Consider the following 20,034-nt stretch of genomic DNA (forward strand, 5'->3'; position numbering starts at 1 on the left):
ATCGAAGAAGAAAAATTCATCCGAACCACAACTTGTTAACCTTGCGGACACCTCGTTGCGACTTGAAATAATTTAGCGCGCACTAGTGTTAGTACACAAATCGCCAGGTAAATCCACAATTTCGGAGACAAACCTGGCGTATCAAACAACGCCCAGAGGGGGCGACGTCGTCAAGCAGTTAGTGATAGCAGGCCAACAGACCGTCGGGGCCGTCGATAACCGTGATGGGCGTATTGAAGATTGGGGTCAGCACCTCATCGCGCATGACCTCCTCCGGATCACCGAAGGCCACCACTTCCCCATTCTTCACCGCACAGATGTGATCGGCGTAGCGGGCAGCGAAGTTGATGTCATGCAAGACGATGATGATCGTGCGCCCGAAGTTCTGCGCGGCCTCCTTGAGGTGCTTCATCATTTCCACGGAGTGCGCGATATCAAGGTTGTTGAGAGGCTCGTCCAGCAAAACGTAATCAGTCTCCTGACACAGGACCATCGCCACATACGCGCGCTGACGCTGGCCGCCCGAGAGCTGATCCAGGTAGCGGTCCTCCAAATCGCTGAGGTGAAGGAAGTCAATGTACTTGGAGATGATCTCCTCGTCCTCAGCCGTCAGGCGGCCATGCGAGTACGGGAAGCGGCCAAACCCCACGAGCTGACGCACCGTCAGCTTCGTGATGAAGTGGTTCTCCTGCCGTAGGATGGACAAAATCTTGGCCAAGTCCTGGGACTTGGTAGAGGTGATGTCCAATCCAGCGACCTCAATGGTGCCTTCGTCGATATCGAGCAAACGCCCCACCATCGTCAGCAGCGTGGACTTGCCGGCACCGTTGGGCCCCACAAGCGCGGTGATACCGCCGGCCGGAATGTCGAGGGACACTGGGCCAATGTTCGTCTCGTGGGAATAGGTCTTCGCAACGTTATTGAGTGTGATCACAGTCTGCCCTTTCGCAAAATGACGATGAGGAATACCGAGCCGCCGACAAGCTCAATGATGATGGATACAACGCCCTGCGCGTAGAAGACGTGCTGCATCAGGAAGTACGCACCCGTGAGCACAGCAAAGGCGGTGGCGATGGCCATGGGGAACAAGTATCGGTGGTCGTAGGTTTCCGCGAACTGGTAGGCCAAGGTTGCCACCAAGAATCCGAGGAAGGTCATGGGACCTACGAGCGAGGTGGTGGTGGCCATGAGAACTGATACCAGGATCAGAGTAAAGATTGCGTTGAACTTGTGATTCACGCCGAGGTTGGTGGCAGCCTCGCGACCAAGCGAGAGCACGTTGAGGCGGCGGGAATTAAAGAAAAGCAACGCCGTCGCCGCAATCACCAGTGGAATTGCGATGGGATAATACTCAGTCTCAGCATTGTTGACCGAGCCAAACAGTCGCGCCGTCAGCACGTCAAACTCGCTGGGTGTCAGCATGCGCTGCATCAGAGTGGACAGCGATCCAAGTCCGCCACCAATGACCACGCCGACCAATAGCATCGCATGCATGTTGTTGCTGCGGTTTGTCAGCAGCCACGAGTACAGGATGAGCGAGAGCACAATCATCACTGCCATCTGGAACAGGAAGGTGCCCATGTTGCGGGCTTCCGTGAGACCCGTGGCGCCTAGGAAGAAGATGGTCGCAGTATTAATCGCCGCGTAGAGCGATTCAAAGCCCATGATGGACGGGGTCAGGATGCGGTTATTGGTGACCGTATGAAAGGCCACGGTCGCAACGGCTTGACACACAGCCACGATAGCCATGGCGGTCACGGCGTCGGCACGGCGTTGCGCGATGAGCCACCACTTACGCGTTCCGAAGTCCATGGGGTTGTCATACGCCAGCAGGCCAAACGCGAAGAGTGCGCCCGCCACGATGAGCGCCACCAAGATGAGCCAGTACTTGCGCGCTGCTTTGGCCGACTGGAAGGAGCCCACATAGCGCTGCTTGGCGACGTCGCCTGTGCGCTGCTCTGTCTTAACGCTCACGGGTGGACCTCACAATCAAGAATACGAAGACAGCCGCGCCGACCACGCCCAGGATGACGGATACGGGCAGCTCAAACGGCGAAATGACGGTTCGGCCGAGGAGGTCACACAATGTCACCGTGGCAATACCGAGCAGGCATACCCAAGGAAGGTTTGAGCGCAGGTCATCGCCGCGGAACATGCTCACCACATTGGGAACGATAAGCCCCAAGAAAGGCAGGGAACCCACGACCACGGTGACCACGCCAGTGGCCACAGCGATGAGCCCGGTGCCGATGAGGATCATTTGGTTGTAATTCAGGCCCACGTTGGTGGCGATTTCTTCGCCCAAGCCTGCGACCGTGAGTTTGTCCGCGTAGAAGAACACCGCGAGCAGCACCAACAACACGATCCACAGCACCTCGTACTGGCCCTCGTACACGGAGGTGAACGAGCCCATGAACCAGATCCCCAGCTGCTGCAGTTTGTCGGTGGTCAGAGCCACGAAAGAGGACACCGCGCTGACGACGGCACCCAGCATGATGCCGATGATCGGCACGATGAGCGAGGAGCGCAACGTGACTCGGCGCAAGAAAGCGAAAAAGACCATCGTGCCGATGAAAGAGAACACAACAGAAATGACCATGCGGCCAAGCACCGACGAGTGCGGGAGCACGATCATCGAAAAGAGAAGGCCGAGGCCTGCCCATTCCGTGGTACCCGTTGTCGTGGGTTCAACGAAGCGATTCTGGGTGAGCAGCTGCATCACCAAACCACTCATCGCCATCGCCGCGCCCGCGAGCACCAGGGCGATGGTGCGCGGAATGCGCGTGGTCATAAACATGTCGCGGCCGTCGTCGTGATCAAGGATCGAATACTCCCCCACCATGAGCGAAAGGAAGAGCAACGCCGCTACAGCCACGACGCCGAGCAACAGCTTCCAAGTAAAAAGCTTGCCGCGGGAACGGCGCGCGGGTGGTGCTTCTTGAACCGCGGTTTTCTCTGCTGAAGTCAAAATTTATCTCTTTCACACCAAAACCGGAAAGCCTTTCGGCGTTCCGGTTTCGGTTCTATTTGTGCAGGTTAGGACTGCTTCTCAAAGGCGTCAGCCAGAGCGTTGAGGATCTCAGTGTAGGTAATGATGCTCTCGTTGACGTAGGTATCAGCCGGGGCAACGTAGACGTTGCCTTCCTTGACTGCGGTCACGTTCTTCAGCGCAGCATTCTCGTTAACGAGTTTGTCGCCTGGAACGTGTTCTTCGCCTTCCTTGCTGACGGCTGCGTCGCGGTCCATGACGAGGATCCAGTCCGGGTTGGACTCAGCGATTGCCTCGACGGAGATGTCGTCGCCCTCGTGGTCATCGGTTCCTTCCGGAACCTCAAGAGCCGGGGTCATACCGATGAGGTCGAAAACCGGGCCATAGGTGCGGCCGATCTTCGGCGCGATGTAGCCGATCTCGCCACCGGAAGTGTTTACTGCCATGACCTTCTTGGAAGGATCATAAGCTTCCTTGGCGCGCTTTGCGGCTGCGTCGAAGTCCTCGATGAGCTTGGCTGCGTCCTCTTCGTGTCCGAAGGTCTGGCCCAGTGCCTCGGTGTGGCGCTTGAGTTCTTCGAAGAAGTCCTTGTCATCGCGCGGCTCAAAGTCGAGCACTGGGACATCTTCCACCAGCTTTTCGATGTCTTCCTGGTGCTGCTCGAAGCGCTGTCCATTCCAGACCACATCCGGTTCCGCAGCGACGAGAGATTCCAGATCCGGCTCGCGGTGGGAACCGAGGTCAGCTGCGACGGTGTCCTTGTTGTAGACATCGCGCACGGTGGAAGGAACCAGCTTCAGCGGTGCGGCGGCAATCTTGACATCCCAGTCAGCAAGAATCTCGAAAGCGCGGTTGTCCGTAACGGCCGGGGCAGAAACCGGGGCAGCAATCTTCTTCTCACCGAAGTTGTCCTCGAGAGTGATCTCCGTGGTCTCGGAGGAGGACGCTGCGGAGGTGTCAGAAGAACCGGAGGTGGACTCTTCTGCAGAAGAGCAAGCGGTCAGAGCCATCGACAGGGCTGCGACGGACGCGACGAGAGAACGACGAATCTTGGCGGTCATGATGTCCTTTTCGAAAGGTTTTCAAATACTCGCCTAACCTAACTGATGTAAGCCTTACCTTTCAAGCAGCTTTTGTTAGGTAAGCCTACAAATGCAATAAAATATAGGTTGAACTGCGCAAAGAGGCGGTTACCCCCACCCCCTTGCACAGTGCAAGAAAACCTACTCGGCGCCTACTCGGCGCTTAGTCCGCGGCCGATTCTGCCAAGAGATCCGCCACCGAAACAGCGCCCTGTTCGGCAAACTCCGCATTCGCTGCCGCGCGCATTTTCGTGTCCGCCAAGTAGTCGATCGCTACTTGGGCCAAGCCTGCTGCGGAGTCCACTGCGGCATTGACAGCCGCATCCGTTGCGGCCCAGCGAGCGAAGTCCTCGGTATGCAGGGCAATGTCGGACGGAGAGACCTTGACCATCGGGTGAATGCCCGGCACAAGGTGCGAGACGTTACCGAAGTCCGTGGACGCGGCAAGGGTCTCCGGCACGGTTCCCGCGGGAAGCGCCGTCCTTCCGCGCAGCGTTTGCGTGCGTGTCCACCGCTCCACCAGCGCCTCGTTGTTGCGCACCGGCAGCGTCATCGGGTGCTCGTCCCATTCGACATCGACCTGGACGCCGGCCATTAGCGCAGCCCCCTCAACGATTTCGTTAACGCGTTGGGACAAATCCATGAGGGTCTGGTTACCCAAGGAACGCACATAGATGTGCATCGAGGCTTCACGCGGAATCACCGAAGGTCGCGCTCCCCCGCCCATGATGGCGTGGACACGATCGCTCGGAGGCATCTGCTGACGCATCAGGCCAATGCCCTGGTAGGCCAAGGATGCTGCGTCGAGGGCGTTGCGCCCCATGAAAGGTTGCGAACTCGCGTGCGCCGCCACGCCGCGAAAGTACACGTTGACGCTGCGGCGCCCGACCCACGCGTGCGAGCCAATGTCATAGCCAAAGCCGTGGATCATCATCGCTGCATCCACGGAGTCAAGGCTGCCGCCACGGATCATGTACTCCTTGCCCGAATGCCCCTCCTCGGCCGGGGTGCCCTGCAGCAGCAAGCGCCCCTCGACGCCGCCGTTCTTACACAGCGCCTCGACCGCAGATAGGAATCCGCCCACGCCCGCGGCAGCGATGACGTTGTGACCACAGCCGTGCCCGATACCGGGCAGCGCGTCATACTCGGCCATGATTGCCACGGTGGGATGAGATGACGCATCGAAATTCGGGCTCCTCCACTCCGCCTCGAAAGCGGTTTCCACCCCGTAAACACCGCGTCGGACGGGGAAACCGCGTTGCTCCACGACGTCGGCAAGCATGCCCATCGAGCGGTGCTCCTCGAAGGCCGTCTCTGGGTGAGCATGCAAATCCTGCACGATGTGGGCGGCAAGCTCGCGGTTGGCGTCAGCGCTTTCCGACGCCGCCTTCCACAGCACGTCCTGCCCCGCATAAGCCTCAGCCAGGGATGCTTGTGCTCCCGCGTTGGCTGCTTGGGCGGCCGCCACGCGCTGCGCAATGAGCTGCTCCGTGGCCTCCAAATATGCCGTTGATGGATTGTTTCTTGCGTGATTGTCGCTATCGCACACGTTATCCCTCGATGAAAATGTTGTTGCCCGGCCCCAGCGGTAGGTCTGCGTAGAACCAGATGGCCAGCAGGATTGCCCACGCGGTAAAGAACGGAACCACGTATGGCATCAGGCGCGACATCAGGGTGCCCAGGCCTGCCTTCGGCTCGTAGCGCTGCAGGAATCCTAGCATCACGATCATGTACGGGTTCAGCGGAGTGATGATTTGAGTTGCAGAGTCACCCACACGGAAAGCGCTCTGAATGAAGGCCGGCTCGTAGCCCAGCAGTGCGAACATCGGAACGAACACTGCCGCCATCAGGGTCCACATCGAAGAACCGGAGATGATGAGCAGGTTCAGGCACGAGGCCAGGACGATGAACGCGAAGACCGCGCCGAAGCCGGTGAGACCGATGGATTCCAGGAATGCCGCGCCCTTGACCGCGGTAAAAGTACCGATGCCGGTCCACGCAAACAGCGCCACGAACTGGCCCAAGATGAAGGCCAGGATGAGGAAGCTCAACATGTCTTTCAGCGAGCCAATCATCATGTCGACGACGTCCTTGATGCCGTTGACGGTGCCCACGGCCTTGCCGTAGACCACACCGAGCACGAGGAAGTACAGGAAGACGATGAAAACGATGGAGCTCATCAGCGGAGACTTCGGCAGGAAGCCGCCGGTCTCGTTACGCCACGGGGATTCTGGCAGAAGAATGGCGAACAACAGTGCCGCGGTAACGATGACGGTGGCAACTACAGACCACACCAGGCCTTTGCTTTCAGTCGGGGAAAGCTCTGCGGAGAGCTCCTCGCCGTTTTCGTCGCGGTCGCCGCGGTGTGCGGCCTCTTCCGGATCGATGTCCTCTTCGGTAGGCACTTCCTGTTTCCACATGCGCGGCTCGATGACGCGGTCAGTGATGTAACCGGCCAAGACACCGAGAACGATGGAAGATGCCACGTTGAAGAAGTAGTTGGACATTGCGTTCACGTCAGAGAACTCCATGCCCGGCAGGGTCTCCATAACCGCGGTGGTAATACCTGCGAACAGCGCATCCAAGGAGGTTGGGACCAGTGCGGTGGAGTAGCCAGCGCCAACGGCAGCGAAGCCACCGATGAGGCCTGCGACAGGGTGGCGACCGGCTGCCTTGAACACCATCGCCGCCAGTGGCGGAACGATAACGAAGGCAGCGTCAGCCATGACCGATGCGGTCACGCCAATGACGCCGACCGCGTAAGGCAAAAGCCATGGCTTCGCAGAGCCGAAGAGCTTGCGAATGAGGGCGGAGAGCATTCCGGAGCGCTCGGCCACGCCGACTGCCAACATGATGGGCAGCACCGTAACCAGCGGCGGGAAGTTGATGTAATTCTCGCCTATCGTGGTGGTAAACCACGACATGCCCTCGCCGGTGAACAAGCCCTTGACGGGCTGGATTTCATCGGAACCAGGCACCTGCACCTTGATGTCCATCCACGCCATGATGGAAGAAGCAACGCCGGTGATGAGGAACAGGATCAGGAAGATGGTAAACGGCTCTGGCAGCTTGTTGCCTACGTATTCAACGCCGTTGAGAAACTTATCGAGCCAACCGCCCGTGGCCGGCTTGCTCTTCGCAGCCTTTGCAGGGCTAGCGCTGGATTGAGGGGCACGCGTTGTCTTATCTGCGACAGGCATGGGTGGCCTCCTTCATCAAAGATTCTTTGCAATGTAACATACACTACATTGAAAAAGTGAGGCACATCTCAATCTTGGCCCAATTGCCACTGCCAACTTTTGATTTCCGTACGAAAGAAACATGCATTCGAACCATCAAATGCAGCCAAACTGGTGCTTGTGAGCCGCTTCGATGGTTCGAATGCAGGTCAGGCTTCGCGACGCCGCGCTAACAGCGCAGGTATGAGAAAAGCCCCAGCTAAACATCGTTTAGCTGGGGCAAGTGGTGGAGCCGCCGGGAATTGAACCCGGGTCCTTCGTCACCTCGCCAGGGCTTCTCCGTGCGCAGTTTGCACAGGATCTCTACTCGGCCCTCCGGCACGGGCAAACACGTTCCGGATGATGGGCCCAGTTGCTCTAGAAGTCCCCTTCCGGCCGAACAACAAACCAGAAAGGCAAGTTCCTTAGTCGATGCCAGGAACCAGGTCAGGAACTAAACCTGGGCTGACAGACACGCGTCGCTGAAATTAGGCAGCGAGGGCGTAGTCACGCTGAGAGTTCTTCTCTGCGTTTATTGGTTGCTGCGACGCTTACGGTGGTCTCCAGCCTGCACCGGCACGCTTCCCCTGGCTCAATGTACGAAGTCGAAACCAAGTCGACCCCATTAACCTACAGAGCGGGTATGTGCAATTCTCTGCGGTTTGCTCTACGCTACTCCAACACCGGCTTAGGGCTCAAGTCCCCGGCATAAACCCTATGTGGTTCATCGCTGCCCTACTGCGCATCCAGCCAATCTTTGAGCACTGTAGCGTGGTTTACCTCGCGGTCCTTGGCGGCGAAGATAAGCGTTACTGCACCCTTGTCTGCGAGGCGGCGCAGGTTTTCCATATCTTCGGCGTCGTTCGCGTCAAGCTCAGACTTATAGCGCTTGGAGAACTCATCGAATGAATCCGCGTCGTGGTTCCACCACTTGCGCAGCTCAGGGCTGGGAGCTACGTCTTTGAGCCAATAGTCCGGCGCCAAGTCATCCTTGCTTATCCCGCGCGGCCAGAGCCTGTCCACGAGCACCGACTTGCCGGTTACTTTTGTCTCGCCCTTGACGACGTCGTGTGCCTTTGCCGTATGAATCATGGCACCCAGGCTACGTCGTGGCGGCGCTTAGGCGTTGATTCCCTTGATGCGGCGCCCCAGTTCGCGGGTGATTTCGCGGTCTTGATCGCGGCGCTTGATGGCCTCCCGCTTGTCGTAGTCCTGCTTACCCTGGGCAAGGCCCAACTCGCACTTGGCACGGCCATCTTTCAGATAGACCTTGAGCGGCACCAGAGTCTTGTTGCCATCGCGCACCTGCCCCATGAGCTTGTCAATCTCACGGCGGTGCAGCAGCAGCTTGCGGGTGCGCTTTGGCGAGTGGTTTGTCCAGGTCCCCTGCGAGTACTCAGGGATGTGGAGGTTGCGGATATAAACCTCGCCGTCGTCGATGGTTGCGAACGCATCGACGAGCGAGATTTTGCCCTCACGCATTGACTTGATTTCGGTTCCCACCAGGACCATGCCGCATTCGAGGGTATCGAGAATCTTGTAATCGTGACGGGCACGGCGATTGGTGGCTAGGGTCGTGTTGTTATCGACCGCTGCTTTCTTCTTTGCCTTCTTCGCCATAATTTCTACAACTATACGCGGTGCTTACTTGCGCACATAAGCGCGCAGGGTAATCTGCGCCGTCAGTGCAGCAAAGATCAGTGCGAATACGCCCACGATAGGCAGAGCAACCAAAATGTCCGAGCTCTTAATCGGTGCCAGAAGCTGCGATTCGTAGAGATTCTTCAGCGAGGGGTCAACCACCGCGGACTTACCCACGGAGATGCCCACACCAGCGAGCACGACGCCGATCAGCGTTCCGAGGAGTGCTTCCAGCACGAACGGAGCCTGGGTCATCCAGCGGGATGCACCCACCATACGCATAATCGAGGTCTCACGGGAGCGGTTGAAAGCAGCAATCTGAACCATGTTCGCGATCAGGAAGATAGCTGCGATTGCCATCACGGCTGCGAGCACGAAGGTGGCATTGCGGATGGCGTCCAAGTTATGGGCGGCACCGCGGACTTCTTCTTGCTGGTCAATGATTTCGCCGACTGCCGGGTTGTCTTTGATGGCGTCGACTGGCGCGGTATCCGTGGGATCGACCAAGCGGACGTGGAAGGCCGCTGGCAGCGCGTCGGGAGAGGTCTCCTCCACCATCACAGGATCGGTCTCCTTGAAGAGCTCGACGAAGCGGTCGTAGGACGCCTGACGGTCACGATAAGTCACCGATTCCACGTCGTCGTCGCTTTCCAGCTGCTTCTTCAAGTCAGCGCATTCCGGAGAACTACATTCCGGATCGTTTGCTGAGATGTCCTCATTGAGCTGAACCATGACTTCCACGCGCTCCAAGTAGATCTCCTTGGTGTCGTTGGTCATGTTGGTCACCAGCACGCCGGCGACGACCAGCGCTACGGAAATGGCGGTCGTGATAACCATCGCCACCGTCATGGTCAGGTTGCGGCCGAGCCCCTTAAAAGCCTCGCGTAAAACTAGTCCTAGTTGCATTTACAGAGCCTCTCCGTACAGTGCGTGGTCTTCATCGCGAACGAGCTTGCCGTTGTGCAGCTCGAGGACGCGCTGGCGGGCATCATTGACGGCACGTGCATTGTGCGTAGACATGATGACTGTGGTGCCGCGGCGGTTGATCTGGGATAGCAATCCCAAAATCTCCGAGGCAGTACCCGGGTCCAGGTTGCCCGTCGGCTCATCTGCAAGGACCAACTTGGGGCGGTTAACAAAGGCACGCGCCACGGCAACGCGCTGCTGCTCACCACCGGAAAGCTCGTGCGGCATGCGGTGCTGTTTGGAACCCAAACCCACCATTTCCAGAACTTCTGGAACCGCTTTGTCGATCTTGGACTTCTTCTTGCCAATGACCTCGAGCGCGAAGGCCACGTTTTGGTAGACGTTCAGTTTCGGCAGCAGGCGGAAGTCTTGGAAGACGTAGCCGATGGACTGGCGCAGCTGATTGATCTGGCGGCCTTTCAGCGCATTGACGTGGAAATCGCCGAAGTGAATGTCGCCGGAGGAAACATTCGTCTCACGCACCATCAGCTGTAGGAATGTCGATTTACCGGAGCCGGAGGGCCCGATCAGGAAGACGAATTCGCCGTCATCGATCTGAAACGAGACGTCGTCAAGCGCGGGCCTTGTCGACGTTCTATAAACCTTGGACACATTTTCAAAGGTGATCACTCAAGCCACATTAGCAACATGAGTTAACAACAGAAAGTGTAAAACCTAACTTTCCTGCTCTTCCTTCTGCGCCTCAGCCATACGCCAGCGGATTCCGGCCTCCAAGAATCCATCCAGGTCACCGTCGAGCACCTTCGATGGATCGCCCACCTCATAGTTAGTGCGTAGGTCCTTGACCATCTGATACGGATGCAGGACATACGAGCGCATTTGGTTTCCCCACGAGGCATTACCGCCTGCGCCGAGCGCATCCATCTCCGCTTGTTCTTCCTGACGCTTGCGCTCCAAAAGCTTGGCCTGCAGCACGCGCATCGCCGAGGCTTTGTTCTGGATCTGGGATTTTTCATTCTGGCAGGTCACCACGATGCCGGTCGGAATGTGCGTCAGACGCACCGCGGAATCCGTAGTATTAACTGACTGGCCGCCAGGGCCCGAAGAGCGATAGACATCGACGCGCACGTCCGCATCCGGAATATCGATATGGTCGGTCTGCTCCACCACCGGCAGCACCTCCACCTCAGCGAAGGAGGTCTGGCGCCGACCCTGATTATCGAAGGGCGAGATGCGGACCAAACGGTGGGCGCCCTGTTCTACAGAAAGCTGGCCGTACATGTACTCGCCGTGCACCACGAAGGTGGCCGACTTGATGCCCGCCTCCTCTGCATAAGAAATGTCGTAGACATCCACCTTATGGCCATTCTTTTCCGCCCAGCGCACGTACATACGCATGAGCATCTCAGCCCAGTCCGCCGCATCCACGCCACCTGCACCGGAACGGATGTTAATAACGGCCTCGCGCGGGTCATACTCGCCCGAAAGCATCGTGGTCACTTCCAGCGCCTCGATGAGGGTGCCCAGCTCGTCTAGCTCGTCGTCGGCAAGCGAGGTGTCCCCCTCTTCCTCCGCCAACTCGTACATAACCGGCATATCGTCCACGCGCGAACGCAGCGATTCCAGCTTGCGAATCTTGGCCTGCGCGGCCGAAAGCGCGGAAGTCACCTGCTGCGCGTGGGCCGGATCATCCCACAAAGAGGGGTCACCAGCCTGAGCCTCGAGCTCACGAACCTGCTCAGCTAAAGCTGCAGGATCCATGACCTTTTCAATGGTCGTAAGGGTGGAATCCAATTCGGCAAGACGGGCTGATTGTTCGGGACGCATAGCGCCTAAGTCTACCTGCGCAGCACACACAATTAGCCATCGGCCGCATTTAGCGGGACAATAGCTCCATGACTCAACAGCCGAGCTTGAATGAGATGATCGACGCGATCACCAAAACCTTTCTGGTAGCTCACGTAGACGATACCGACGCACACCTTGCGCAGGCACTCGTTTACAACGCAGGCCGCCTAGCATGGCGCATGCGTGAGCAGGGCATTGACGTCGATCAGAAGACCTCCATTTCTGATGTCGTCACCGATGCAGACCGCGCCACCGAGCGCTTCGTTGCCGGCGTGCTCGAGGTGGTGCGCCCCGAGGACGGCATCCTCGGCGAGGAGGGCGCTACCCGCCCTTCCACCTCGGGACGCAACTGGGTCATCGACCCGGTAGACGGTACCTATAACTTCGCATCTGGCTCGGATTACTGGTGCTCGGCGCTCGCGCTTACCGACGCCGAGGGCGTCATCATGGGCGCAGTGCACCGCCCCGCCATGGGCTACACCTGGTTCGGCGGCCGTGGCTTTCCTACTTCCCGTGATGGAAAGGACGTCGCCAAGCTGCAGGATAAACCGGCAAATGAAACCAGCATGGCAACCTACCTGCACCCTACATCCATTCAGGACCCAGAAATCCGCGCGGCCTGGCAGCGTGTGTCCGAGCACTTTGCTACAGTTCGCATGCTCGGCGCCGGTTCCGTGGACCTCTCCAGCGTTGCCGACGGCACCTGGGGTGCTTGGATGCAGCACAGCGTCGCGGACTGGGATTGGTTCCCGGGCAAAGCGCTGGTGGAGGCCGCAGGTGGCGCCGCCCGCAAGGTAGAAGCAGGCGGTGTGGAATGGTGCATCGCTGGTAATAAACAGGTTGTCGATCAAATGGAGGCATGGCTCCGTGGGTAAGTTCAAAGAAGACTTAGGCCTCGCGCTCGAGCTGGCAGGTCACGCGGATGTCATCACGATGCACCGCTTTGAGGCTTCCGATCTTTCGGTCAAGGACAAGCCGGATATGTCCCCGGTTTCTGACGCTGACTTGGCCTGCGAGAAGCAGATTCGTGAGGCTCTCAAGCGCTCCCGTCCGCGCGACGAAGTCTTAGGTGAGGAATTCGGTGGCACCCCCACCTTCAAGGGCCGCCAGTGGGTCATCGATCCAATCGATGGCACCAAGAACTTCGTGCGCGGCGTGCCGGTATGGGCCACGCTGATTGCTCTTTTGGAAGACGGTGAGCCTGTGGTTTCGGTGATTTCCGCGCCTGCTTTGCGACGTCGCTGGTACGCCGCCAAGGGCGGCGGCGCCTACCGCGTATTCGGCGGCGAGCCAAAGCGTCTACACGTCTCGCAGATTGACCAGCTCGAAAACGCCTCTCTGGCCATGGGCTCGTTGGCAGGCTGGGCTAAGCGCGGTTTGCGTGATTGCTTCGTGGAACTCTCCGAAAAGACCTGGCGTCTGCGCGGCTATGGCGACTTCTGGAACTACTGCTTGGTGGCAGAAGGCGCAGTCGACATTGCGGCAGAGCCTGAGGTCTCCCTCTGGGATCTTGCAGCGCCGTCTCTGCTGGTAACCGAGGCGGGTGGTAAGTTCACCGGCCTCAACGGTGAGGCCGGCCCGCACCACGACTCTTCGGTGGCTAGCAACGGCCTGCTGCACACGGCAGCGCTGGAAGCGCTGAAACTGCACTAGACAAAACAATCACTAAAACGGCTACATGCCCCGCGCTTCAAACGCGGGGCATGTAGCCGTTTTGTGGGAGAGACTAGTTCTGCGGGAGCGTAAAGCCTGCTCCTACCCCACCGCGGCGGTTCATGTCCGCAAGGATTGCGTCCATGTTCATCGCTACGGTCGGATCGTGCAGAGCGCCCTGCAGCGGGGTGCGACAATCAGGCAGACCCGGGATAAGACCGCGGGAGATTGCACCGATGATGCGACCCTTGTACATAACCGGTGCGCCGGAATCACCTTCCATGGCGCAGACCTGGTTGATCTGGACTTCCTTGGCCTGCTGGTAGGTCATGCCACAGGTAGTGCCGGTTGCGACGCCAGTCTTGCAGGTGACAGCGCCCGGCTTGACATTGCCGCCAACCTCCGTGGCATGCACGCCATTGTAGTTGCGGGTTACCTCAGCCTTGGAGCCGAACTCGATGACCGAGTAGTCCAGGTAATCGTTCCTGGAGGCAATGGTGCCGGTTGGGCCAACCTGCCAGGAATCGGCGGAAGAAACTGGGTCACCGACGTTGCCGCAGTGTCCCGCGGTGATGCCTACCTTGCGGCCGGCTGCGTCGGTGCCTGCTGCGGTCAAGGTGCACATGGTGTCCTGACGAACATACAGCGGCGTACCTGGGCCGTACAAGGACTTTCCACGCGTCAACGCCGCATTGGATTCTTCAGGTACGCGCGGTGCGTCGAAGTAGGAACCAGGTACGCGATGCAACACGTAGTCATCGAAGGGCTTAGCGGCTGCCGCCTTGGAGAAAGCATCGTTCTTCCAGACGTAGTTCGGATCCGTGCCCTGTGGCTTAAAAGCTGGCTGCGTTGCCTGCTCAATCATGCCGACCGGGTTCGGGTTGGTCAGCGGTTGCGCGTACTGCTGGCTATCCGCATTCGCTTGTTCGATGACCGGCTGCACTGCGTTCTGGGCCTGGGACACTGCATCGTTGACGGCCGAATTCAGCGCTTTATTCTGTGCCTGAATTTGGTTCTGAACCTGGCCCTGCACTTGTGCCTGGGTCTGCGCAGCAGGCTGCTGCGTCTGCAGCATGTCACTTAAACCAGATTGCGCGCCGAAGCGAGCAAACTCATCGTTGACATGATTAACCACGGCATGCGCGGCGGCAGCTGGGTCGAATGGCTCGGCAGCAGGCAGCTCTTGGGCGCCTGCTGTGGGGCTCGCAAAGAAAAACGCACCTGCGAAAGCCGAGCCCACGATGACTTTCTTTAGGTGCGGAATGTGAAGCATGAACAAATCCCTCTATCTATCTTGCTATTGGTCTAGCAAGGCTCATCATTTCACGCGGATAGGTATTACGAAGCCCTAGTTTGCATCTGTTTCCAACCCGTTATCGTTTACACAGTTTCCGGGTGTACCCAAAACCTTTGGTTTACCTAAAAATGGCCGCTGTACTAGGTTTTCTTTGTAAAACGTCAAAGGGGCCTGGCCCCAACCCAACCGGGCTGGATATAAGGTGTCTACCTAACAGGGGCCAGGCCCCATGGGCCTGGCCCCCGGATAGTGGACATGTCGGGGGTTAGCTATGTTGCTTTGGTCAGTGTCGCTGAAGTCTCGGTTTCAAAGACATCAGGGGCTACAAGATTGCACCACGAGTGTCGCCGGTGTGTGTTGTAGCGCATGCACCATCGAAAGACTTCCTGCCGGCAGGCGATCGGATTGCCAAAGACTTTCCTATCACGTAAGACTTCCCGCTTGAGCATGGCGTCTACGCGGCTACGGTGACTTTCTCTCCTACTGCCTAGTAGCCGAGGACGCGGTCGATGTCGCCGCTGAGCCGGAAGTTTCTCTGTGGGACCTGGCTCCGCTTGCAGCCCTGGTAGAGGAAGCTGGCGGCCGCTTCATTTCTCTAGCGGGTATCGCCGGGCCGCACGGCGGGGATGCGGTTGCGACGAATGGGTTGCTTCACGACGCCGTCGTCAAGCGTTTGAACGGGTAAACAGAGTTTTCCGACCTATCGCAATTTGCGACCAGCGGCTCACCATCTCCTGTCCGCGTGACCGATATCCAGGATACGTCGCAGCTCAGCAAATACCTCAGGGCGTACCTCATGGGTTACTACCCGTCCACTCTTAGACCTAGTAAGCAGCCCGGCATCCGCCATGGTCTTTAAATGATGCGATACCGTCGGCTGACTAAGCCCAGAAACACAGGCCAGCTCCCCCACGGTCATCGGACTACAGCCAGCGGCAGCGAGCTGAGACAAAATTTGCAGGCGCGCCGGTTGCGCCAGCGCTTTGAAGAGCGTTGCCGCAGCCTGCGCTTCCGCCGCGTCGAGAGGCCGACCGCCAAGTGCGCAGCATGCTGAGATTTCGTCCATACCTGTTGAGACTACACGGTCTCCACTCTGGACATATTGACATTCATCGATATATCGATTACACCGGAAACCATGGCACAGACTACAAAGTCACTCAGCTTCCTAGATCGCTTCTTGCCGCTTTGGATTGCAGCTGCAATGGCAATTGGCCTCATCCTGGGCAAAATTGCACCGTCACTTGTGAACTGGCTGGCAGAGGCAAAAATTTTGACAATTTCCGTACCAATCGCCATCGGCTTGCTGGTCATGATGTACCCACCGCTCGCAAAAGTCCGATACGACAAAACGGGCAAAATTTTGACATCAAGGAAGCTGATGGGCATTACAGTCTTCCTCAATTGGATTCTCGGCCCCGCACTAATGTTCATCCTTGCCTGGATATTCCTCAGCGATAGTCCAGAACTGCGCACTGGCGTGATTATCGTCGGTCTCGCCCGCTGCATTGCAATGGTTTTGGTCTGGAACGACCTATCTTGCGGCGATACTGAAGTCGCCGCCGTATTGGTGGCCGTAAACTCGCTATTTCAAATTCTAATGTTCGGCGTTCTAGGGTGGTTCTACCTGCAGATTCTGCCCTCCTGGTTGGGACTGGAAACCACTTCCGTCACCTTTTCTTTTTGGGCCATCGCACTATCCGTAGTGGTATTCCTCGGCATTCCGCTTCTGACTGGCGCGGCATCACGCATAATTGGTGAACGCACCCGTGGTCGCGACTGGTATGAAAATGAGTACTTGCCCAAAATCTCACCATTGGCGCTTGCCGGCCTTCTATACACAATCGTGTTGCTCTTTGCACTTCAGTCACAGCAGATTGTTGAGAATCCCTGGACCGTTGCGAAAGTGGCGCTGCCACTAGTGATCTACTTCCTCGCCATGTTCGCGATCGCTCTCACTTCGGCCAAGACCGCGAGCATGAACTACGCAACCTCCGCATCGATTGCCTTTACGGCTGCCGGAAATAACTTCGAGTTGGCAATTGCAGTTGCGATTGGCACCTTCGGCCCATTGTCCCAGCAAGCACTTGCGGGAACGATTGGACCACTGATTGAAGTTCCCGTACTCGTTGCACTTGTCTACGTCACCCGCTGGCTCGGGCCGCGCCTTTTCTCCAATGATCTTTCCGTACCGGACAAACTATAGAAAAGGAGTCTGAAGTGAAGAAAATCCCAAAACTACTACCAATGCGCTTGCAGCCAAATCAGTTGCAGAAATCGGCGCCTCTATAGACGATGCATCACCAAAGCCCATTGACCCCACGATTCTCCAGACTGCAGATCGTGTTGTCTTCATCGGCGATGATGCTCCAGCACAGGGCATAGCCGGCGACCGCTGCCCACCAGGTGGGAAGCAGGTTCAGGGTTGGGCCAGCCACGCGTTACCTACCGACACGAGAGCAATGGGAATGGCAATGATTTAACAGATACGCGAGGAAGACGCCTGGCACCTCGGACTAAGTGAAACTCGTCAGCATTGATCTCAGGCCACTAGGTTACGCGCGCCCTGGGCTCTTTGAACACGTTAGCTTCACAGGGAATGTACAGACGAAACACTCTGTTTTTACTCAAAATCACCTAATGTATTGCCAGATTCGGTTGCTACAACTAGAAAGTCGTTTTGATTAAGACGCTTATAGGGAGAGCTTTTTACCGAAGAGCACCTCCCGATAAGTTGTAGTACAAGGAGAAAACTGAGGTGAATAAACCTTCACGAATTGTGGGGCTTGATATAGCGCGCTCACTCGCCATCATCGGCATGATCATTGTCCATATGGCCTCACTGCTTTGGAGCACAAAGGTTGTGCTCTCCGGCCTGCCTTCATCATTGTTCGCCATTATTGCCGGCGCCACCATGATGATTATCGGCCGAAATTACAGCAGCACCACCTTCTTGCGCCTCATCACTCGCGGCGCTCTGATTATTCTCATCGGCCTGGCCTTGTTGCCGGTCGGTGGAGAAATTCAAGTAGTCCTCATCGTCATGGGTCTGGTAATGATGTTGGTTTCCTGGATGCCAGCACTCGGAACCTGGTGGCGAGTCGGCTTCTTCATCGCCGCAACTATCGGCGCAACAATAAAGTACGCGCCCATGACGCTGCCACAGATTTATCCGCTACTGGCGTGGATTGCATACTTCATCGGCGGCATGCTGCTTTACGACGTCTACCTACGCGGTCGTCTGCAAGACACTTCTGCCTCCAAGACTAGCGCTAATGCCCGGTTGAGTTGGATTATTACCGCTGTCAGCGTTGTCATCACAGCCGTCGGCATGTACTTCCGATTTGATCCCGAGATTGCTGGCTGGCTCCGATTTACCGGACATACCGGTGTCTTCGGCGAAATCATTCTCTCCGTCGCCATTGCCGCTGTTGTGCTGCATTTGTGTCTTTTCGTAGGCGACCGCTTCCCGACCGCGGTTTATCCATTCGCGGCCATGGGAACAATGTCGCTGACCATTTACGTCCTGCACGTTCTCACCGCGGCTTATTGGCAGCAGAATGTTGCATTGCATTCCACGCTGTCTGCAGCAGGTTTCATCGTATTCTTCCTCGTCATCGCAAGTCTCTGGAAGAAGTTTGTGGGTCAGGGCCCTGCCGAAAAACTCGTTGCCACCGCAATCAAGGCCATTGTTCCTTCTGGGAAAGGGAAATAACCGTGAAGAAAACATCTTTTTCCATCGCAGCAATTGTTAGCAGCACCCTGCTTCTAACTGCGACTCCAGCTCTTGCATTGGAAAACGGCGAACCCGCACCTGCAAATGCTGAAAGCAGTTCTGTGGCCGCGCTAAAGATCGGCAAAGTCGGCAATTTCGGTGACTGCACCGGAACGCTAGTTGCCGAGCAGTGGGTGCTCACAGCACGCCACTGCCTAGAGTCTGTGAACAACGAAGGAACCCAGGCCCGCATCGGCGGGAAAGTCTACGATGCCGATTCTTGGGCGCTGTCTCCAATGTCTGATGCAGGATTGCTTCACCTGACTCAAAAAGTCACTGACGCAACCCCGGCGAAGGTCTCCCGCGATATTCCAACACCTGGACAGGTGGGAACTCTCTACGGCTGGAGCAGCAGCTCGTCGATGGCCCGATCCGGACAGCTTCCGATGTCCAAGATGGTCGTCAATGAGCTGCTGGGCGGAGGCCCCGATGAAGGAACTCCAAGTGAGGCTGCGCCTGGTGAAGCTACTCCAGGTGAGGCTACTCCAGGCGGTGCCATGGAATCAATGGAAATGCAGCCAGGATCCGTCATGCCAGGTACAGCAATGCCAGATGCAGCTAAGCCAGATGCTTCCAAAACCGAGTCGATCCCTGCTGGAACCGAAAGCATCCCAGCCGACGCTGCCATGATGCCGATGATTGAAAGCGCCATCCTGGACGTACATTCCGTATCTGGCGCAGGTATGCAGGGCGGCGACTCCGGCGGACCATTCTTCGTCGATGGAAAGCTCGCCGGGCTTGCTACCGCCGGAACTTCCAATGGAGATCCTGATCTGCCCTCCCCCAGCGCGGCAATCACCACCCTCGCAGGCACTGCCGACTGGATTGACGGTGTCACCTCTGGTCGCGACAAAGAAAGCGTCCTAACCGCAGAGAACACTCCTGCTCCGCCAAAGACCATTCAGACCAGCGCCGATCACATGTGGGGTTACCTCGCCATCGCGTGCGTTGGCCTGGTTATCGCAGCAGCCTGGTCGCGCATTAGGAATGGCCGACAGTAGAACCGTCTAACCACAACCACAAGCCGCCTCCCCAGCAAGTACTGGGTAGGCGGCTTTTATCGTGCATACTAAGAATCGACGATGTGATTCACATAATTGCTATTTGGTGAAGTCGTGTCTCGTGAAGACGAATGGGGCAAATGGAATGCGGGACGGAGCAAGACACAAGAGAGCACCATCCTTCGGGTGACCTCCTACCTCTGCCCTACTCCGCAGGGGTGGGGTGTGACAGGTGACGGTCGCGCTTACCTGTCAGTGAAAACCCCGCCGACTGTTGGGTTCGACGTTTGGAACCGGACTGTTGAAAAGCTGCGCGGTGTCGTGAAATGCGACGTTGAACTGCGCCGTTTGGCCGCTGACCGAGTGGCAATCGTCACCCCGCCGAGGGCTGCCCGCATGACCCCTGGGTGCCTGGCGCAGACGAGCAACTCCATGTAACTGGCACCGACTCGTTGGAAGAGCTTTGCGCGTCATCTGTTGCCGCGTATCCGCGCCTGGCGTGGGTGCAGGGCCGCCAGGATCCAGCTGATTATGTGCTGCGCAACTTCAATGCCAAGGAGCGCGAGGAAGGGCCTGGCCCCCGGAAAGTGGACACGTCGGGGG

18 protein-coding genes, 1 other RNA gene and 2 pseudogenes are annotated in these 20,034 nt (G+C 57.6%); 7 read left to right on the forward strand and 14 right to left on the reverse strand.

The window, feature by feature from the left end; all coding sequences use genetic code 11:
- Positions 1-178 precede the first annotated feature (178 nt).
- The 12 genes from HMPREF2692_RS06695 to prfB all read right to left on the reverse strand — a co-directional run bounded on the left by HMPREF2692_RS06695 (position 179) and on the right by prfB (position 11,684).
- Positions 179-934: an iron ABC transporter ATP-binding protein gene (locus HMPREF2692_RS06695; protein ID WP_070497429.1), complete on the reverse strand. Its 756-nt coding sequence runs from the start codon at positions 932-934 to the stop codon at positions 179-181.
- Positions 931-1,974, reverse strand: a complete 1,044-nt coding sequence (locus HMPREF2692_RS06700; RefSeq protein ID WP_070456347.1) for an iron chelate uptake ABC transporter family permease subunit — start codon at positions 1,972-1,974, stop codon at positions 931-933. Before HMPREF2692_RS06700 ends, HMPREF2692_RS06695 begins: the two co-directional genes overlap by 4 nt.
- Positions 1,964-2,968: an ABC transporter permease gene (locus HMPREF2692_RS06705; RefSeq protein ID WP_070823119.1), complete on the reverse strand. Its 1,005-nt coding sequence runs from the start codon at positions 2,966-2,968 to the stop codon at positions 1,964-1,966. Before HMPREF2692_RS06705 ends, HMPREF2692_RS06700 begins: the two co-directional genes overlap by 11 nt.
- A 68-nt stretch (positions 2,969-3,036) precedes the next feature.
- Positions 3,037-4,050, reverse strand: a complete 1,014-nt coding sequence (locus HMPREF2692_RS06710; RefSeq protein WP_062035635.1) for a siderophore ABC transporter substrate-binding protein — start codon at positions 4,048-4,050, stop codon at positions 3,037-3,039.
- A gap of 184 nt (positions 4,051-4,234) precedes the next feature.
- The gene (locus tag HMPREF2692_RS06715) at positions 4,235-5,620 is read right to left on the reverse strand and encodes a M20 family metallopeptidase (protein WP_070823122.1); all 1,386 of its coding nucleotides are present in this window, start codon (positions 5,618-5,620) and stop codon (positions 4,235-4,237) included.
- Position 5,621: 1 nt separating this feature from the next.
- On the reverse strand, positions 5,622-7,271 hold the full coding sequence (locus HMPREF2692_RS06720) for an AbgT family transporter (RefSeq protein WP_070823125.1): 1,650 nt from the start codon (positions 7,269-7,271) through the stop codon (positions 5,622-5,624).
- Between the two features lie 263 nt (positions 7,272-7,534).
- Positions 7,535-7,913: a transfer-messenger RNA gene (gene ssrA / locus HMPREF2692_RS06725) on the reverse strand.
- A gap of 111 nt (positions 7,914-8,024) precedes the next feature.
- Positions 8,025-8,381, reverse strand: a complete 357-nt coding sequence (locus tag HMPREF2692_RS06730; RefSeq protein WP_061921113.1) for a DUF488 domain-containing protein — start codon at positions 8,379-8,381, stop codon at positions 8,025-8,027.
- A 27-nt stretch (positions 8,382-8,408) separates the two neighbouring features.
- A complete protein-coding gene (smpB, locus tag HMPREF2692_RS06735; RefSeq protein WP_061921111.1) occupies positions 8,409-8,909 on the reverse strand; it encodes an SsrA-binding protein SmpB in 501 nt (166 codons plus the stop codon).
- 24 nt (positions 8,910-8,933) lie between these two features.
- A complete protein-coding gene (ftsX, locus tag HMPREF2692_RS06740) occupies positions 8,934-9,836 on the reverse strand; it encodes a permease-like cell division protein FtsX (RefSeq protein ID WP_070456360.1) in 903 nt (300 codons plus the stop codon).
- Positions 9,837-10,526 carry a cell division ATP-binding protein FtsE gene (gene ftsE / locus HMPREF2692_RS06745; protein ID WP_061921107.1) on the reverse strand — a complete coding sequence of 230 codons (690 nt, stop codon included), beginning with the start codon at positions 10,524-10,526 and terminating at the stop codon, positions 9,837-9,839.
- 45 nt (positions 10,527-10,571) lie between these two features.
- Positions 10,572-11,684 (reverse strand): peptide chain release factor 2, encoded by a 1,113-nt coding sequence (prfB, locus tag HMPREF2692_RS06750; RefSeq protein WP_061921119.1) that lies wholly within the window; start codon positions 11,682-11,684, stop codon positions 10,572-10,574.
- 68 nt (positions 11,685-11,752) lie between these two features.
- Here prfB and HMPREF2692_RS06755 point away from each other — a divergent pair, with 68 nt between their 5' ends.
- Positions 11,753-12,580, forward strand: coding sequence for an inositol monophosphatase family protein (locus HMPREF2692_RS06755; protein WP_070823128.1), 828 nt, complete (start codon positions 11,753-11,755; stop codon positions 12,578-12,580).
- Entirely contained in the window at positions 12,573-13,358 is a 786-nt protein-coding gene (gene hisN / locus HMPREF2692_RS06760; protein ID WP_070823130.1) for a histidinol-phosphatase, read from the forward strand. Before HMPREF2692_RS06755 ends, hisN begins: the two co-directional genes overlap by 8 nt.
- A gap of 73 nt (positions 13,359-13,431) precedes the next feature.
- Here the strand turns inward: hisN and HMPREF2692_RS06765 are convergent, their stop codons facing one another.
- Positions 13,432-14,631: a S1 family peptidase gene (locus tag HMPREF2692_RS06765; protein ID WP_062035645.1), complete on the reverse strand. Its 1,200-nt coding sequence runs from the start codon at positions 14,629-14,631 to the stop codon at positions 13,432-13,434.
- Positions 14,632-15,103: 472 nt separating this feature from the next.
- Between HMPREF2692_RS06765 and HMPREF2692_RS12660 the strand changes: the two are divergent.
- A pseudogene (locus tag HMPREF2692_RS12660) lies at positions 15,104-15,340 on the forward strand (inositol monophosphatase family protein); the annotation flags it as partial.
- A gap of 39 nt (positions 15,341-15,379) precedes the next feature.
- Here the strand turns inward: HMPREF2692_RS12660 and HMPREF2692_RS06770 are convergent.
- Entirely contained in the window at positions 15,380-15,721 is a 342-nt protein-coding gene (locus HMPREF2692_RS06770) for an ArsR/SmtB family transcription factor (protein ID WP_061921099.1), read from the reverse strand.
- A gap of 72 nt (positions 15,722-15,793) precedes the next feature.
- Between HMPREF2692_RS06770 and arsB the strand changes: the two genes are divergently transcribed.
- The 4 genes and pseudogenes from arsB to HMPREF2692_RS13255 all read left to right on the forward strand — a co-directional run.
- A complete protein-coding gene (gene arsB / locus HMPREF2692_RS06775; protein ID WP_062035646.1) occupies positions 15,794-16,861 on the forward strand; it encodes an ACR3 family arsenite efflux transporter in 1,068 nt (355 codons plus the stop codon).
- 552 nt (positions 16,862-17,413) lie between these two features.
- On the forward strand, positions 17,414-18,370 hold the full coding sequence (locus HMPREF2692_RS06780; RefSeq protein ID WP_061921094.1) for a DUF418 domain-containing protein: 957 nt from the start codon (positions 17,414-17,416) through the stop codon (positions 18,368-18,370).
- 2 nt (positions 18,371-18,372) lie between these two features.
- On the forward strand, positions 18,373-19,431 hold the full coding sequence (locus HMPREF2692_RS06785; protein WP_061921092.1) for a trypsin-like serine protease: 1,059 nt from the start codon (positions 18,373-18,375) through the stop codon (positions 19,429-19,431).
- A 407-nt stretch (positions 19,432-19,838) separates the two neighbouring features.
- Positions 19,839-20,034 (forward strand): annotated as a pseudogene (locus tag HMPREF2692_RS13255) (hypothetical protein); the annotation flags it as partial.

This window comes from Corynebacterium sp. HMSC036D03 (genome assembly GCF_001836185.1).
Lineage (GTDB): Bacteria > Actinomycetota > Actinomycetes > Mycobacteriales > Mycobacteriaceae > Corynebacterium > Corynebacterium simulans.